This window comes from Mesorhizobium sp. WSM4312 (assembly GCF_002294875.1).
GTDB lineage: Bacteria > Pseudomonadota > Alphaproteobacteria > Rhizobiales > Rhizobiaceae > Mesorhizobium.
On sequence record NZ_NSFU01000001.1, the window covers coordinates 84714 to 100798 of the forward strand.

The following is a 16085-nucleotide window of genomic DNA, read 5'->3' on the forward strand; positions in this document are numbered from 1 at the left end:
GAGCGCGGACTTCAAATTTCTTGGACCAGCGGGAACTCCGCGTCCAACGCAATCGACAGGAAAAACAACGGAATGCGCACGGACACCGGCCAGGTCTTCAAGCTCGAAGACTATCGCCCCAACGATTATCTCATTCCGCGGACCAACCTCACCTTCCGCCTTTCGCCCGAGGCCACGATCGTCACCGCGACACTGACTGTCGAGCGTCGCGACGGCGTAGCCGCGGCGGCGCCATTGGTGCTCGACGGCGACGGGCTGACGCTCAAGCGCGTCGAGATCGACGGCAAGAAGGCAAAACCGGCGGACCTGCTGGTGACACCTGACCAGCTCACCATTCTCAAGCCGCCCGCGCGCCGCTTCCAACTGCTGATCGAGACCGAACTGGCCCCGGCGGGCAACGAGGCCCTGATGGGTCTCTATCGCTCGAACAATGTCTATTGCACGCAATGCGAGGCCGAGGGCTTCCGCCGCATCACCTATTTCCTCGATCGCCCGGACATCCTGTCCGTCTACACCGTGCGGATCGAGGCGCTGCGCGACGAGGCGCCGCTGCTCCTGTCCAATGGCAATCCGGGGGACAAAGGCAATATCGGGGACGGCTGGCACTATGCCGTCTGGCATGACCCCTTCCCCAAGCCATCCTACCTGTTCGCGCTGGTGGCCGGCAATCTCGGTCGGGTCGCCGACAGTTTCGTCACAATGTCCGGCCGCAAGGTCGAACTCGGCATCTATGTCGAGCGCGGCAAGGAGAAGCTGGCCGGCTACGCCATGGACGCGCTGAAGCGGTCGATGCGATGGGACGAGGAGGCGTTTGGCCGCGAATACGACCTCGACGTCTTCAACATCGTCGCCGTGTCCGACTTCAACATGGGCGCGATGGAGAACAAGGGCCTCAACATCTTCAACGACAAATATGTGCTGGCCGACGAGGAGACGGCGACGGACGCCGATTTCGCCAATATCGAGGCGATCATCGCGCATGAGTATTTCCACAATTGGACAGGCAACAGAATCACTTGCCGCGACTGGTTCCAGCTTTGCCTGAAGGAAGGCCTGACTGTGTTCCGCGACCATGAATTCTCCGCCGACCAACGCTCGCGCGCGGTCAAGCGCATTGCCGAGGTGCGCACGCTGCGCGCCCACCAGTTTCCCGAGGACCAGGGTCCGCTGGCGCATCCGGTGCGGCCGCGCCGCTACCGCGAGATCAACAATTTCTACACGGCGACGGTCTACGAAAAGGGCTCCGAAGTGGTGCGCATGATCCGCACCATCCTGGGGGCAGATGCCTTCCGCGCCGGCATGGACCTCTATTTCGAACGGCATGACGGCGAAGCGGCGACCATCGAGGATTTCATCAAAGTGTTCGAGGATGCCTCGGGCCGCGACCTGTCGCAGTTCGCGCTCTGGTATCATCAGGCTGGCACGCCCAATCTGACGGTCAGTTCGACGCACAATCATTCTGCGCAGGAATTCACGCTCGAAATCGAGCAGTCGGTGCCGCCGACACCCTCCGAAAGCCGCAAGCGGCTGATGCATATTCCGCTCGCCTTCGGGCTGATCGGCGCCGGCGGCAAGCCTGTCGCTTATAGCGGCGTCGAGGGCGCCAGCGTCGAGGACGGCGTCATCCATCTGCGCAAGCGCCGCCATATGGTGCGCTTTTCGGGTGTGATTGAGCGTCCGGCGGTGTCGCTCAACCGCGGCTTTTCGGCGCCGGTGACGCTGTCGGTCGAGCAGAAGGCCGACGACCAGTTCTTCCTTGCCCGCCATGACAGCGATGCCTTCTCGCGCTGGCAAGCCTTCAACACGCTGCTCACCGATGCGCTGATCGCTGCCTTCCGCGAGTTCCTTGGCGGCAGGCAGCCGGTCTTCGCCACACGGCTGACCGAACTCGCCGGCAGCATCGCCGGCGACGAGACGCTGGAGCCTGCCTACCGGGCGCTTGCGCTGGCACTGCCGGGCGATGCCGACATCGCCCGCGACATCGGCAAGAACATCGACCCCGATGCCATTCATGCAGCCCGGCAGGGCTTTGCGCTGGCGATCGCCACGACCAATGCCGAGGCGTTTTCCAGCCTCTACCACAGGCTCGCCGACAAGGCGGCCTTCAGTCCCGACGCGGCGAGCGCGGGACGACGCGCCCTGCGCAACATTTTGCTGGACTATCTCTCGCTGCTGCAAGGCGGAGCGGCGTTGGCGGCCAGGCATTTCCAGTCCGCGACCAACATGACCGACCGCGCGGCCGCCCTTGCCGTGCTCGCGCATCGCCACCATGCTTCGCCGGAGGCAAACAAGGCGCTGGCGGCTTTTGAAAAGACCTATGCGTCCGACCCGCTGGTCATGGACAAATGGTTCCAGATCCAGGCCAGCGTGCCAGGGCCGCAGGCTGTGGACACGGTCCGCGCGCTAACCGCCCATCCTGCCTTCTCGATGGCCAATCCGAACCGGGTGCGTTCGCTGATCGGCACATTCTCCAGCGCCAACCAGACCGGCTTCCACCGCGCCGACGGCAAGGGTTATAGGTTCTTCGCGCAGACGGTGCTCGAGGTCGAGAAGCGCAATCCGCAAGTGGCGGCAAGGCTGGCGACGGCATTGCGGTCGTGGCGTTCGCTCGAACCGGGCCGGCAGGCCAAGGCCAGGGAAGCGCTGCTTTCGATCGCCAATGCCGAAAACCTGTCGGCGGACCTGCGCGATATTGTCGAGCGTACGCTGGCCTAAACGCGCCTTACCTTCTCCCGTGTGGGAGAAGGTACAGCCGCCGCACCTCCAGACGCGCATTATTTTAGTCGATTTTTAATCTTTTTTCGCCGGGCCACTGGACAAGGCGAATCACGTTTGATTCTTTACTGACGATTCGGAAGTGCGGCGTTTGCCGGATCACAAAGCAGCATAGGCAAATTCGGGGAGTGCCATTTATGGCAAAGGCGGACGCGTGGGGCGCGCCCGGTGGGATGGTTTTTGCGCGTCGCGAGGCGCGCAGCGACGGCCTTGCCGGGAATACGCAGCTCATTGCCGAACCGGCCTACAAGCGGCTTCTGGCCGCCGAACCGCTGCTGCGCCGGTCGATACCGGCCCTGATCATCATCTTCCTGCTCGTCATCGCGGCGCTGCGCGTGCTGTCGCTCATGAATGAGCGTGACGATGTCGAACGCGACGCCAAGGCGATCCTGACGCTGGCGGCGGGTCAACTGGCCAGTTCGTTGGCCACCACCTCGGACACCGTGCCCGGCGCCGTCCAGGACCTGCTGGAGACCACCAGCCGCCAGGGCGCGATGGGCCGCAGCCATGTGCTCGTCATCACCGACAGCGCTTTCAGGATCACCGCGGTGACGCCGCGCTCGATGCCCTGGCAAGGCCATTCGCTCGACGGCCTCGTCCAGGGCGGCCAGCCGCTGTTCATGTTCGGCGACCGCGCCGGCGTCATGGAGGTCAACATCGGCGGCCGGGACTGGTACGCCGCGGTCAGCGTGGCCAGGGATCGGAAGGGAGCCGCGGCGGCGCTGGTGCCGCAGGAGGCAGTGTTCGACACGTGGCGCAAGACTGTCTCGCTCAACGTCACCCTGTTCGTGCTGACGGCGGGCGTGCTGATCATCATCCTCTACGCCTATTTCGGACAGGCGGCGCGCGCCCAGGCCGCCGACCGCATCTACCTCGAGGCGCATCAGCGCATCGATATGGCGCTGGTGCGCGGCCGCTGCGGCCTGTGGGACTGGGATATGGTGCGCGGCAAGATGTACTGGTCGCGTTCCATGTACGATATGCTGGGCTACGAGCCCTGCGATACGATGCTGTCCTTCGGCGAGGTCGACGAGATCATCCATCCCGAAGACGGCGACCTGTTCGAGCTCGCCAACAGAATTGTCGCCCGCGAAATCGACCACATCGACCAGGTGTTCCGGATGCGGCATGCCGATGGCCAATGGGTGTGGATGCGTGCTCGCGCGCAGGTCATGGATCCGGAGGCGCCGGAAATCCAGCTGATCGGCATCGCCGTCGACGTCACCGAGCAGCGCCATCTGGCGCTGCGGTCCGAGGCTGCCGACCTTCGCCTCAGGACGGCGATCGAGAACATCAACGAATCCTTCGTGCTGTGGGATTCGGCGCAGCGGCTGATCATGTGCAACTCTAAATACCAGCAGGACAACGGGCTGTCGGATCGCGACGTGATGCCGGGTATGACACGCGCTTCGCTGGAAGGGCGGATGCTGGCCTTTGCGTCCGAACGCCGGCTTGCCAACACCAATGGTCCGCAAGGCGGCGCCACTTTCGAGCGGCAGCTGTCCGACGGCCGCTGGCTGCAGGTCAATGAACTCAAGACAAGGGATGGTGGCATCGTCTCGGTCGGCTCCGACATCACCCAGATCAAGCTGCACCAGGAGAAGCTGGTCGACAGCGAGCGCCGGCTGATGGCGACGATCCATGATCTCAGCCTCGCGCGGCGGGCCGAAGAGGAGCGGTCGCGCGAACTGGTCGATCTCAATCGCAAATACATGAAGGAAACCGAGCGCGCCGAGGCGGCGAACCGGGCCAAATCCGAATTCCTGGCCAACATGTCGCATGAACTACGCACGCCATTGAACGCCATCATCGGCTTTTCCGAGCTGATGGAACAGGGGTTGTTCGGCCCGCTGGGCTCGTCGCGCTACGAGGAGTACGCCACGGATATCAACAGCAGCGGCAAATACCTGCTCGGCGTCATCAACGATATTCTCGACATGTCCAAGATCGAGGCCGGCCAATTCTCGCTGGACCAGGAGCAGATCGACCTCGGTCCGCTGATCAGCGAGACGGTGCGCGTCGTCTCGCTGCAGGCCGCGCAAAAGGCGATCACCGTGGAAACGCGCATCGCCGACGCGCTGAGTCTGTTCGCCGATCGCCGGGCGATCAAGCAGATCGTCATCAACCTCCTGTCCAATGCGGTGAAGTTCACCGGCCAGGGCGGCCATATATCGGTCAGGGCCCGCAACACGTCCGGCGCGCTGGTGCTGACCATTGAGGACAATGGCTGCGGCATCCCGAAAGAGGCGCTGGGCAAGCTCGGCCGACCCTTCGAACAGGTTCAGAACCAGTTCTCCAAGAACCATGCCGGATCAGGCCTCGGCCTTGCCATCTCACGCTCGCTGGCCGAGCTCCAGGGCGGCGCGCTGAAGATCCGTTCGACCGAAGGTGTCGGCACGATCGTGTCGGTGCGCATTCCGGTGAAGAAGGCGCCGCCGGCGGTCAAGGCGGCCGCTTGAGCGGCAGGCCCCGAGCGATATCGCCGGAGCCTGGATCAAACAATCTTATTGGACGCTGTCGTCATCATCCGGTTGGCGGTGATGGCCAAAGCGATGGCCCTTCGGCAGTTCGCTCTTCTCGATCTTGCCGTCATTGTTCTTGTCGAGCATGGCGAACACCTTCTTCTCGCGACCGGTGATGTCATCCGTGGTCAGCGTGCCGTCGCCCTTGGTGTCATAGCGGGCGATGATGCGCCTGGCCATCCGCTCGAAGCGCGCCTTCTCCAGTGCGTCGGCGAGTTGGGCGACGGTCAGCTTGCCGCCATTGTCGGCAACGAGCTTCTTCAGCCGCGCGTTCATGGCGTCGGAAAACTGGTCGAAGGTGATGGCGCCGTCTGACGCGGTCATTGCCTTGTCGAGGCGGGCCATCATGCCGTCGCGCATTTTCGCGCTGGCATTGTTTTCGGCATAGGCGGTGGTGCCGACGGCGCCGGCAAGTGCTGCGAAGGCAAGGGCAAGCTTGGTTGACTTTCTCATGGTCTTCTCCTGTTGCATCGTCACCCCCGATGCGAGAGCGGCGGATCTTCGATCCTGTTGCCGCTCTATCTCTTTGTTCGAGGATCGGATTTTCCCAAAACCGGCTTCCACTTTTGGGTCCGATGCTTCGACAGCTGTTTCATGGTCGTCCGGCACGAAGCAAAAGATCAAAGTCCTTCCTGACCTTTTGCGACGTCTCCTTGAGATGTGCTTCCAGTACACCGAAATCCGGCAGGTCGGTGACCGCCAGAAGCAGATCCGAAAGCCCAGGCGGAACGTCGTCGCGCTCGAACGGGCCGGTGAGGCACAGCCGGGTCATCTGGGTCAGCGCCAGATAGAGTGCGAAGGCGGCACCAAGCTCCTGCCTGACGTCGGCACCAGCGAAGCCAGGCGCGAGGCGGGACAAAATCTCGGCCGTACCGGTGACACGCGGCCCGGCCTCGGCCTGCCCGGTGATGACAGCCACCTGGGCGATGAACTCAAGGTCGATCAGCCCGCCGGGGATCAGCTTGATGTCCCAGAGATCGCGCGGCGGCTTTTCCTTCTCGACCATGGCGCGCATGTCCGAAGCCTCGGTCTTGACCTTTGCCGCGTCGCGCGGCTGGCCAAGCACGGCTGCGACTTCCGCTTCGACCTCGGCGCACAGGCCGGCATCGCCGCCAATGGCGCGCGCCCGCGACAGCGCCATGTGTTCCCAGGTCCAGGCCTCCTGGCGCTGGTATTTCTTGAAGGCATCGATGTGGGTGGCCACCGGCCCCTTGTTGCCGGACGGCCTAAGCCGCAGGTCGAGTTCGTAGAGCACTCCCTCCGCCGTCGGCGCCGATACGGCCGAGATCAGCCGCTGCGTCATGCGGGTGTAGTAGTGGGAAGGCGCCAGCGGCTTGTCGCCGTCGGAGTCTTCGGCGTCCGCGTCATGGTCGTAAAGCAGGATGAGATCGACGTCCGACCCCGCGGTCAATTCGCGGCTGCCGAGCTTGCCCATGCCGAGCAGCGAAACCACGCCGCCGGCGATCATGCCGTGGCGCGCCGCGAATTCGGCGGTCACGGCTTGCAGCGCCGCCTCGATGGTGAGATCGGCGAGATCGGAAAAGGCGCGGCCGGCGCGGGCCGGATCGATCGAACCGGCAAGCAGCCGCACGCCGATCAGAAACTTTTGCTCAGAGGCAAAGATGCGCAGCCGGTCGAGCACCTCCTCATAGGCCCTGTCGCCTTCCAGGAAGGCGGAAAGCCGTGCCGAGAGATAGGCGCGGTCGGGGAGTTCAGTCAGCAAGGCCGGGTCGAGCAGGCCGTCGAAAACATGCGGCCGGCGCGTGATGATCGCCGCCAGCCGGGGCGCGGCGCCCATGATCGTCGCCATCAGCTTGAGCAGCGCCGGGTTGGACTGCAGCAGCGAGAACAGCTGGATGCCGGCAGGCAGGCCAGCAAGGAATTCGTCGAAACGGATCAAGGCTTCGTCCGCCCGGCGCGTCTGGCCGAAGGCCTTGAGCAGCGCCGGCGTCAACTCCGTCAGCCGCTCACGCGCCTCCGCCGACTGGGTGACGCGATAGCGGCCGAAATGCCAGCCGCGAATGACGCGGCAGATGTCGCTCGGCCGCTGGAAGCCGAGGCCGTGCAAGGTCTGCAGCGTGTTGGGGTCATCGACATCGCCGGTGAAGACCAGATTGCCGATGCCCGCCGAAAGCTCCGGGGCCGTTTCGAACAGCGCTGCATAATGGCGCTCGACCTGCTGCAGCGAGGCGCGGAATGCCAGGGAAAACGCCGCCGCATCGGCAAAGCCAAGCATGCGGGCGATGCGCTCCAGCCCTTCATCGTCTTCCGGCAGCGTGTGCGTCTGCTCGTCCGCCACCATCTGAACGGCATGCTCGACGCGGCGCAGGAACCAGTATTGGCGGGCGAGTGCATCACGCGCATCGGCAGTGATCCAGCCGCGCGCGGCGAGCTGGCCGAGCATCGGCACGGTTTCGCGGCCGCGCAGTTCGGGGAAGCGGCCGCCGGCGATGAGTTGTTGGGTCTGGACGAAGAACTCGATTTCGCGGATGCCGCCACGGCCGAGCTTGACGTTGTGGCCCTTCACGGCGATCTCGCCATGGCCCTTGTGGGCGTGGATCTGGCGCTTGATCGAATGGACGTCGGCAATCGCCGCGTAGTCCATGTATTTTCGCCAGATATAGGGCTGCAATTCCTTGAGAAAGGCGGCGCCCGCGGCGAGATCGCCGGCCACCGGACGCGCCTTGATCATCGCCGCGCGTTCCCAGTTCTGGCCGCGCGCTTCGTAATAGCGCAGAGCCGCTTCAACCGGGATCGCCAGCGGCGTCGAACTGGGATCGGGACGCAGCCGGAGATCGGTGCGGAAGACATAGCCGTGCTCGGTGCGGTCCTGCAGGATGCGCACCAAGCGGCGCGTCAGCCGCGAGAACAGCTCCGTGGCGTCGAGGGGGTCGACCACGGCGGGCGCATCCGGATCGAAGAAGACGACAAGATCGATGTCGGAGGAGAAATTCAGCTCATGCGCGCCAAGCTTGCCCATGCCGAGCAGGATCCAGCCCGATTGCAGCGACGGGTTGTCGAGATCCCGCAGTTTGAGCTTGCCCTGGCCATGCGCGTCGCGTAGCAGGAAGTCGACGGCCGCACGCGTGCAGGCATCGGCAAGATCGCTCAGCCGCCGCACGCTCAGCGACGTTTCCGCTTCACCGGCGAGATCGGCCAGCGCGATCAGGAAATGTGCCTCGGCCTTGCACTGGCGCAGCTCCATCATCACGCTGGATTCGGAGACCGTGTCGGCCAACGGCGCCTGTTCGATCGCGGCGGTGATCGCCTCCAGGCGCGCCTCGACCGGTTGTTCGAAAAGAGCATCCAGGATACGAGGCCTGCGGCGCGCCGTGTCGCGCAAAAACGGCGAGAGGTCGAAGACGGCGGCCAGGAAATCCTGCCCCTCCCCCTTGCCGGCCAGGAATTTGGCCAGCCGCGTCAACTCTTCTTCGCGTGCCGCCGCGGCGATTTCGGCCAGTTCCCGCCGCGACCGGCCTTCGTCGAGAGGGGCGAGCCCAACCACCGGCTTCAATAACCAGTCCGTGACCGTCCGTTTCGCAACCGCAGCCATCAGTGATCCTCCCGTGCGGGGAAACTCATGACCACGGATAGTCCCGGATTGCCAGGCAGGAGATCAAGCCGCCCATAGTGGAAAGTCATGACTGCCTTGGCGAGGCTGAGGCCAAGGCCGGAGCCCGGCCGAGAACGGCTTTTCTCCAGTCGAACGAAACGTTCGGTCGCCCGGGCCCGGTCGGCATCGTCCGGAATGCCCTGGCCGTTGTCGGCGACACAAAGCCTGATCTCGCCATGGGTCCGCTCGAGCGTCACGCGAACGGCCGGCTTGGACGTGGAGTCCGTCGAATATTTGATCGCGTTGTCGACGATGTTGGACAGCGCCTGGCCGATCAGCTCGCGGTTGCCGTCGACGAGAAAAGCACCATTCACTTCGGCTTGGAGCGAAACGCCGGCCTCTTCCGCCACCGGCTCGTAGAGCTCGGCGACATCACGCACGGCCGCCGCCAGATCGACGCGGTTGGTGTGCTCTGACGAATATCCAGCCTCGAGCCTGGAGATCATCAGGATGGCGTTGAAGGTCTTTATGAGTTGGTCGGACTCGGCGATGGTGCCTTCCAGCGCCTGGCGGTAATCGACGGGCTTGTGCTTGCCCGAAAGTGTCGCTTCGGCGCGGTTGCGCAGCCGGGTCAGCGGCGTCTTCAGATCATGCGCGATGTTGTCGGAAACCTGCTTCAGGCCTTCGTTGAGCGTGGCGATCCTGGCCAGCATGGAGTTGAGATTTTCCGAAAGCCGGTCGAATTCGTCGCCGGCTCCGGTCACCGGCAGCCGGCCCGAGAGATCGCCGCCCATGATGCGGCGGCTGGCCTCCGACACGCTGTCGATGCGCTTCAGCGCGGCGCGGCCGACAAAGAACCAGATTAGCAGTCCGCCGAGCCCCATCATGCCGAGCGCCAGCGTCAGCGCACGGCGGATGACGGCACGAAAGCGCTCCGGTTCGCCAAGATCGCGGCCGACCAGCATGATCATCTGGTTGGGCAGCCGCAGCACCAGCGCAATGGCGTTGTGGCCCTGCTCGCCTTCGGATTGCCGTGCCGCGTTGTCGCCAGTTGCAGGAGCTGTCGTCTGGTCGGACGTTCCGCTGCGCAGGCGGTCAAGCTCGCCTTCTCCGAAGCGCTTGTAGGAGAACGGCTCTGTCGTCCAGCCCTCCGTGTCGATCACCCCCGGTTCGAGGCTCTGCACGTTGCCGGTCAGGATCTGGCCGTTGGCATCGGCGATAAGATAGAGGTTGGCACCGGGCTGGCGGGAGCGGTTTTCGACCACGCGCACCAGCACGGGCAGGCCGCCGCGCTGATAGGCGCGGGCGAGGCCCAGCACTTCGTCGTTGATGGTCTCCTGCGTCTGCGCCGTCAGCATGCGCGCCGACAGCGAGGTCATATAGAAGACAAGCAGCACGGCGCAGAGCGCGAAGAGCAGAAGGTAGAGCGCCGAAAGTCGCGCTGCCGTCGTCTTCATGATGGCCGGCACGGAAAGAGCCATGCTGTCGCCTAGATCAGCGTGACGATTGGTCGAATCGTCATGCTGATCCAGCTCTTTGTTGGAGCATGATCTCTGGACAAACGGAAACCGTTTGTCCGAGAACACCGGTTCCCACTTTTCGGGATCATGCTCTAGCCGCCCTTCAACATGTAGCCCGCGCCGCGAACCGTATGCAGGATCGGCTTGTCGAAGCCCTTTTCGATCTTGCCGCGCAACCGCGAGACGTGGACGTCGATGACATTGGTCTGCGGGTCGAAATGATAATCCCAGACATTTTCAAGCAGCATGGTGCGCGTCACCACCTGGCCGGCATGGCGCATCAGATATTCGAGCAAGCGGAACTCGCGCGGCTGCAGGGTGATCTCGCGCGCCGCCCGGCGCACCGAATGCGACAGCCTGTCGAGTTCAAGATCGCCAACCCGGTAGACGGTTTCGGCCTCCTTGGCACTAGCGCGGCGGTTCAACACCTCGACGCGAGCCAGAAGTTCGGAAAACGCATAGGGCTTGGTCAGATAGTCGTCGCCGCCGGCGCGCAGGCCGGTGACCCGGTCATCCACCTCGCCCAGCGCCGACAGGATCAGCACGGGCGTGGTGTTGCCCCGTGAGCGAAGACCGGCAATCACAGACAAACCGTCGCGGCGCGGCATCATCCGGTCGATGACCATCACATCATAGTCGCCGGCATCCGCAAGCGCGAAACCGGTCTCGCCGTCACCAGCGACATGAGCGGTATGACCAGCCTCGGTGAAGGCTTTCTGCAGATAATCGGCAGCCTCGCGATCGTCTTCTATGACGAGAATCTTCATGGGGCCGTTATACGCGATTTCGCTGGAAGGTTGAGTAGCCGGCATCTGCATTTTAGCCTTTGCCAAAGCGCGCCGCGATCAAGATGATCGAGGTCTCGCGCGATAAAATCTTGTTCTCTGGTTGTCTTCATCCCGAACATGCCTGCTTCGGGGCATGATCGGGCAAATCATCACATTCTCACGGCCCATGCCCGAGGCAGCGTTTTCCGGCGGCTTTCAAAATGTGCGGCAGCGGGCGATGGGAGGCCCGCTGCCGCTGGAGGAGAGCACGATGACTGACTAACGTACCCCGCTCCATGCTTTCCCATGCGGCGGCTCGGGGGTGTTTGATACCGCCGCACCGGAAAAGTCGTTGTCAGCCCTTGGCGACGGGCAGCGCGACGAAACGGTTGTTGTTGTCGCGGGTGACCTGCATCAGCACCGCCTTGCGGCCGGACTTCACCGCGTCGGTCATCGCCTTGGTGACATCCTCGGTGCCATTCACTTCGTTCGAATTGACCGCGGTGATGATGTCTCCCGGCTGGATGCCGCGGTCGGCCGCGGCGCTGTCGGGATCGACATCGGTCACCACAAGGCCCTTGCCGTTTTCGGACTTGGTGACGGTGAGGCCGAGATCGGCCAGCGTATCAGGCTTTGCCGGAGCCGCGGGCTGCTGCTGCTGATCGTTCGAGGCCTGCTTGTCGCTGGCCGGCAGCTTGCCGAGATCGACCTTGATCGCCTGGCTCTTTCCGTCGCGCCAGACGGTGACATCAACCGACTTGCCGGGCGAATAGGCGCCGATCAGGCGGGCGAGTTCCTTCGGCGAGGCAACATCCTTGCCGTCGACCTGGGTGATGACGTCGCCAGCCGTGATGCCGGCTTTCTTGCCGGGGCCATCGTCCTGGGCGCTCGACACCAACGCACCATTGTTGGACTTCAGCCCGAGCGATTCGGCGATGTCGGAGGTGACCGGCTGGATTTCGACGCCGAGCCAGCCGCGCTGCACCGCGCCGCTCTTCATCAGGTCCTCGACAACCTGCTTGGCGGTCGAGGCAGGGATGTCGAAGGCGATGCCGACACTGCCGCCCGAGGGCGAGAAGATCGCCGTGTTGATGCCGACGACCTGGCCATTGAGGTTGAAGGTCGGGCCACCCGAATTGCCGCGGTTGACCGAGGCGTCGATCTGGAGGAAATCGTCGTAGGGGCCGGCGCCGATATCACGGCCGCGCGCCGACACGATGCCGGCGGTGACGGTGCCGCCGAGGCCGAACGGATTGCCGACGGCAACGACCCAGTCGCCGACGCGGACCTTGGAATCATCGGCGAAGTCGACATAGGTGAACTTGCCACCGCCTTCGACCTTGAGGACGGCGAGATCGGTGCGCGGGTCGGTGCCGACCAGCTTGGCGTCGAGTTCCTTGCCGTCATTGGTCACCACGGTGAAGGCGGTGCCCTCTTCGACGACATGGTTGTTGGTGACGAGGTAGCCGTCCTCGGAAATGAAGAAGCCGGAGCCCTGCGCCACCGGGCGCGGCTGGTCATTGCCGCGGTCGCGGTGACCGAAGCGGCGATGGCCTTCGTCATCCTGGCCGCCCTGGTCGCCAAAGCCGCGGAATTCCTTGAAGAAGCGGCGCAGTTGCGGATTGTTGGGCAGATTGTCGAAGCCGTCCTGGCCATCGGAGCCATCATCGGCGGTCGGCTGGATCTTGGCCTTCACCTTGACGCTGACCACGGCGGGCGAAACGCGCTCGACGACATCGGCGAAACCCTGCACCTGCGGCGCCTCGACGCGTACGGCATCGGCCAGAACGGGGCTGGTTCCGCTGGTCAGCGCGCCAACGCAGATCACGCCGGCAACGGCGACGGAAGCGGCGGCAGCCAGGAGACGCTTGCGGGTGCGGGAATATGAATTGGGGGCAATATTCATGGGGTCTCGTATCCTCTTTCAAAGGGACGCGCCTTGATCGGCATCCTCGGGCAAGGAGAATTAGAGCGACGCACATTACCGCGCCATTTCCGACACATGAAACTTTGGTAATGTTGGCGGGCGACGGCAGCCGTCAGTCGCGGTGCAGGATAGCGTCCAATGCCGCCTGCTCGTCGGCCGACAGGGTCTTTGTCGCCAGGGTCCGGCGCGAGCGCGCGGTCAGCACGATGAACACGCCTCCGACCAGCAGCAACAGCACAGGCGTGCCCCAAAGCAGCGCGTTGCGCAGGTCCAAGCGCGGCCTCAGCAGCACGAATTCGCCGTAGCGCGAAACCACATAGTCCATGACCTGCTGGTCGGTATCGCCGGCGACGAGGCGCTGGCGCACCAGGATACGCAGGTCGCGGGCAAGGTCGGCGTCGGATTCGTCGATCGACTGGTTCTGGCAGACCATGCAGCGCAGGCCTTCCGACAGCGCCCGCGCCCGCGCCTCGAGCGCCGGATCGGCCAGCATCTCGTCAGGCTTCACCGCCAGTGCCGTGCCGGCAGAGCCGAGCGCCAGCATCAGGACGAGCAACGCGGCGGAGAACCTTGCCTTCATGACAGGACCACGGGCGCCTCGGCGCTCGCCTGCTTGCGCCGACGCGACGGCGCGCCGACACGCAGACGCCTGTCCATCAGCGACATGGCCGCACCCGCCATCATCACCAGACCGCCGCCCCAGATCAGCGTCACCAGCGGTTTCCACCACAAGCGCACCACCACCGAGCCGTCCTTGGCCTCGTCGCCAAGCGAGATGTAGAGTTGGGAAAGACCAACGGTCCTGATGCCGGACTCCGTCGTCGTCGTCTGCCGCACCGGATAGAAACGCTTGGCGGAACTGATTTCGCCGACAGGACTGCCGCTGACACCGATCAGTTCGAAGCGGCCACGGTCCTCGCTGTAGTTTGGCCCCTGCGCCGGATAGAGCCCGACGAAACGCAGCGTATGGCCGGACAATTCCACCGTCTCGCCGGCGCGCATGGTGAGGATCTTCTCGGTACCGAAAGAGAGCGTGGCGACGATGCCGAGCAAGGTCAGGCCAAGGCCGAGATGGGCCAGGGCCGTGCCGAAGACCGAGCGCGGCAGTCCGGCGAAGCGCCTGAGCATGACGGATGGCGCGACCGATCCGACGCCGGACTTGACGGCAAGGTCGGTCAGCGCACCGGCGACCAGCCAGACAGCCAGGCCGATGCCGAGGGCCGCGAACACCGACGCGCCGTCGATAAACACGCCGGTGACGAGCATTGCCGCCAGCGCCGTGGCGAAGGCCGCCATCAGGCGCTGCGACGCGGCGATGACGTCGCCGCGCTTCCAGGCCAGCAGCGGGCCGAACGGCACGAGGACGAGAAGCGGCAGCATCAATGGGCCGAAGGTCAGGTCGAAGAACGGCGCCCCGACCGAGATCTTGTCGCCGGTGAGCGCCTCCAGCGCCAGCGGATAGAGCGTGCCGACGAGCACCGTGGCGGTCGCCGTGGTCAGGAACAGATTGTTGAGAACGAGCGCACCTTCGCGCGAGATTGGATGGAACAGGCCGCCGGCCGTCAGTCGCGAGGCGCGCAGCGCAAACAGCGCCAGCGAGCCGCCGATGAACAGCGTCAGGATGCACAGGATGAAGACGCCCCGCGCCGGGTCGGTGGCGAAGGCATGCACCGAGGTGAGCACGCCCGAGCGGACCAGGAAGGTGCCGAGCAGCGACAGCGAAAAGGTGAGGATGGCGAGCAGCAGCGTCCAGATCTTCAGCGCCGAGCGCTTTTCCATGACGATCGCCGAATGCAGCAGCGCGGTGCCCGCCAGCCACGGCATGAAGGAGGCGTTCTCGACCGGATCCCAGAACCAGAAGCCACCCCAGCCGAGTTCGTAATAGGCCCAGTACGACCCCATGGCGATGCCGCCAGTCAGAAACATCCAGGCGACCAGCGTCCATGGCCGCACCCAGCGCGCCCAGGAGGCGTCGATGCGCCCCTCGATAAGGGCGGCGACCGAGAAGGAAAAACAGATCGAGAAGCCGACATAGCCGAGATAGAGCAGCGGCGGATGAATGGCGAGGCCGAGATCCTGCAGGACCGGATTGAGGTCGCGGCCCTCGATCGGCGCCGGGTTGAGCCGGATGAAAGGATTGGACGTCGCCAGGATGAACAGAAAGAAGGCAGCGCCGATGGCGCCCTGCACGGCCAGCACATTGGCGCGCAGGGTCGCCGGCAGATTGGAGCCGAAAGCGGCGACAAGCGCGCCAAAGAAGGTCAGGATCAGCACCCAGAGCAGCATCGAGCCTTCGTGATTGCCCCAGGTTCCGGTGATCTTGTAGATCATCGGCTGCAGCGAATGCGAGTTTTCCCAGACGCTCGCCACGGAGAAATCGGAGTTCGCATAGGCGCTCGCCAAAGCGACAAAGGACAGCGCCGTCAAGGCGAAACCAGTCACGGCGACAGGACCGCCGACAGCCATCAGGCGCTGGTTGTCGAGGCGCGCGCCGAACAGCGGCACGATCGTCTGCACCAGCGAAAGCGCGAACGCCAGGACTAGGGCGAAATGTCCAGTTTCAACCATGCCCCTCACTCACTTTTGCTCTCCTGCCAGACACCTTTGGCCTTCAGCCCGTCGGCCACTTCCTTGGGCATGTAGCGCTCATCATGCTTGGCAAGCACGCTGTCGGCAACAAAGACGCCGTCCGGACCGAAACTGCCTTCGGTGATGACGCCCTGCTCCTCGCGAAAGAGGTCGGGCAGGATGCCGGTGTAGGTGACCTTGACCGATTTGTGCGTGTCGGTGACCGAAAAGGCGACCGTCGCGCCCTGCCCGCGCTGGATGGTGCCTTTCTCGACCAAACCGCCGAGCCTGATGCGCTGGCCGGGCTGGACACTCGCCGTGGTGAGGTCGGCCGGCATGTAGAAATAGGAAGCCTTCTGGCCAAGCGCGTAGAAGGTCAGCCCGGTGGCGGCACCCAGGAAGGCCAATCCGCCCACGATGACCGACAATCGCTTCTGCTTGCGTGTCATGACA

Annotated in this window: 10 protein-coding genes; 2 read left to right on the forward strand and 8 right to left on the reverse strand. The window is 64.2% G+C overall.

Annotated elements, in window-relative coordinates:
- Positions 1 to 72: 72 nt before the first annotated feature.
- Together pepN and CK228_RS00440 are read left to right on the forward strand one after the other, a co-directional pair.
- On the forward strand, positions 73 to 2715 hold the full coding sequence (pepN, locus tag CK228_RS00435; protein ID WP_095786509.1) for an aminopeptidase N: 2643 nt from the start codon (positions 73 to 75) through the stop codon (positions 2713 to 2715).
- A 197-nt stretch (positions 2716 to 2912) separates the two neighbouring features.
- Entirely contained in the window at positions 2913 to 5234 is a 2322-nt protein-coding gene (locus tag CK228_RS00440) for a PAS domain-containing sensor histidine kinase (RefSeq protein WP_095786510.1), read from the forward strand.
- Positions 5235 to 5279: 45 nt separating this feature from the next.
- Here the strand turns inward: CK228_RS00440 and CK228_RS00445 are convergent, their stop codons facing one another.
- From CK228_RS00445 to ccmE, 8 genes are all read right to left on the reverse strand, one after another.
- Positions 5280 to 5750, reverse strand: coding sequence for a hypothetical protein (locus tag CK228_RS00445; RefSeq protein WP_095770944.1), 471 nt, complete (start codon positions 5748 to 5750; stop codon positions 5280 to 5282).
- A gap of 139 nt (positions 5751 to 5889) precedes the next feature.
- The gene (locus CK228_RS00450) at positions 5890 to 8850 is read right to left on the reverse strand and encodes a bifunctional [glutamine synthetase] adenylyltransferase/[glutamine synthetase]-adenylyl-L-tyrosine phosphorylase (protein WP_095786511.1); all 2961 of its coding nucleotides are present in this window, start codon (positions 8848 to 8850) and stop codon (positions 5890 to 5892) included.
- A complete protein-coding gene (locus tag CK228_RS00455; RefSeq protein ID WP_095786512.1) occupies positions 8850 to 10331 on the reverse strand; it encodes a HAMP domain-containing sensor histidine kinase in 1482 nt (493 codons plus the stop codon). Before CK228_RS00455 ends, CK228_RS00450 begins: the two co-directional genes overlap by 1 nt.
- A gap of 131 nt (positions 10332 to 10462) precedes the next feature.
- The gene (locus tag CK228_RS00460) at positions 10463 to 11137 is read right to left on the reverse strand and encodes a response regulator transcription factor (RefSeq protein ID WP_027046649.1); all 675 of its coding nucleotides are present in this window, start codon (positions 11135 to 11137) and stop codon (positions 10463 to 10465) included.
- 355 nt (positions 11138 to 11492) lie between these two features.
- Positions 11493 to 13043 carry a Do family serine endopeptidase gene (locus CK228_RS00465; RefSeq protein WP_095786513.1) on the reverse strand — a complete coding sequence of 517 codons (1551 nt, stop codon included), beginning with the start codon at positions 13041 to 13043 and terminating at the stop codon, positions 11493 to 11495.
- Between the two features lie 133 nt (positions 13044 to 13176).
- A complete protein-coding gene (locus CK228_RS00470; protein ID WP_095786514.1) occupies positions 13177 to 13644 on the reverse strand; it encodes a cytochrome c-type biogenesis protein in 468 nt (155 codons plus the stop codon).
- On the reverse strand, positions 13641 to 15632 hold the full coding sequence (locus CK228_RS00475; RefSeq protein ID WP_095786515.1) for a heme lyase CcmF/NrfE family subunit: 1992 nt from the start codon (positions 15630 to 15632) through the stop codon (positions 13641 to 13643). Before CK228_RS00475 ends, CK228_RS00470 begins: the two co-directional genes overlap by 4 nt.
- A 5-nt stretch (positions 15633 to 15637) precedes the next feature.
- Positions 15638 to 16081 carry a cytochrome c maturation protein CcmE gene (gene ccmE, locus CK228_RS00480; RefSeq protein WP_010915048.1) on the reverse strand — a complete coding sequence of 148 codons (444 nt, stop codon included), beginning with the start codon at positions 16079 to 16081 and terminating at the stop codon, positions 15638 to 15640.
- Positions 16082 to 16085 lie beyond the last annotated feature (4 nt).

Coding starts and splice junctions, on each gene's coding strand:
- pepN (WP_095786509.1), top strand. CDS start 73: ATGCGCACGGACACCGGCCAGGTCTTCAAGCTCGAAGACTATCGCCCC.
- CK228_RS00440 (WP_095786510.1), top strand. CDS start 2,913: ATGGCAAAGGCGGACGCGTGGGGCGCGCCCGGTGGGATGGTTTTTGCG.
- CK228_RS00445 (WP_095770944.1), bottom strand. CDS start 5,750: ATGAGAAAGTCAACCAAGCTTGCCCTTGCCTTCGCAGCACTTGCCGGC.
- CK228_RS00450 (WP_095786511.1), bottom strand. CDS start 8,850: ATGGCTGCGGTTGCGAAACGGACGGTCACGGACTGGTTATTGAAGCCG.
- CK228_RS00455 (WP_095786512.1), bottom strand. CDS start 10,331: ATGGCTCTTTCCGTGCCGGCCATCATGAAGACGACGGCAGCGCGACTT.
- CK228_RS00460 (WP_027046649.1), bottom strand. CDS start 11,137: ATGAAGATTCTCGTCATAGAAGACGATCGCGAGGCTGCCGATTATCTG.
- CK228_RS00465 (WP_095786513.1), bottom strand. CDS start 13,043: ATGAATATTGCCCCCAATTCATATTCCCGCACCCGCAAGCGTCTCCTG.
- CK228_RS00470 (WP_095786514.1), bottom strand. CDS start 13,644: ATGAAGGCAAGGTTCTCCGCCGCGTTGCTCGTCCTGATGCTGGCGCTC.
- CK228_RS00475 (WP_095786515.1), bottom strand. CDS start 15,632: ATGGTTGAAACTGGACATTTCGCCCTAGTCCTGGCGTTCGCGCTTTCG.
- ccmE (WP_010915048.1), bottom strand. CDS start 16,081: ATGACACGCAAGCAGAAGCGATTGTCGGTCATCGTGGGCGGATTGGCC.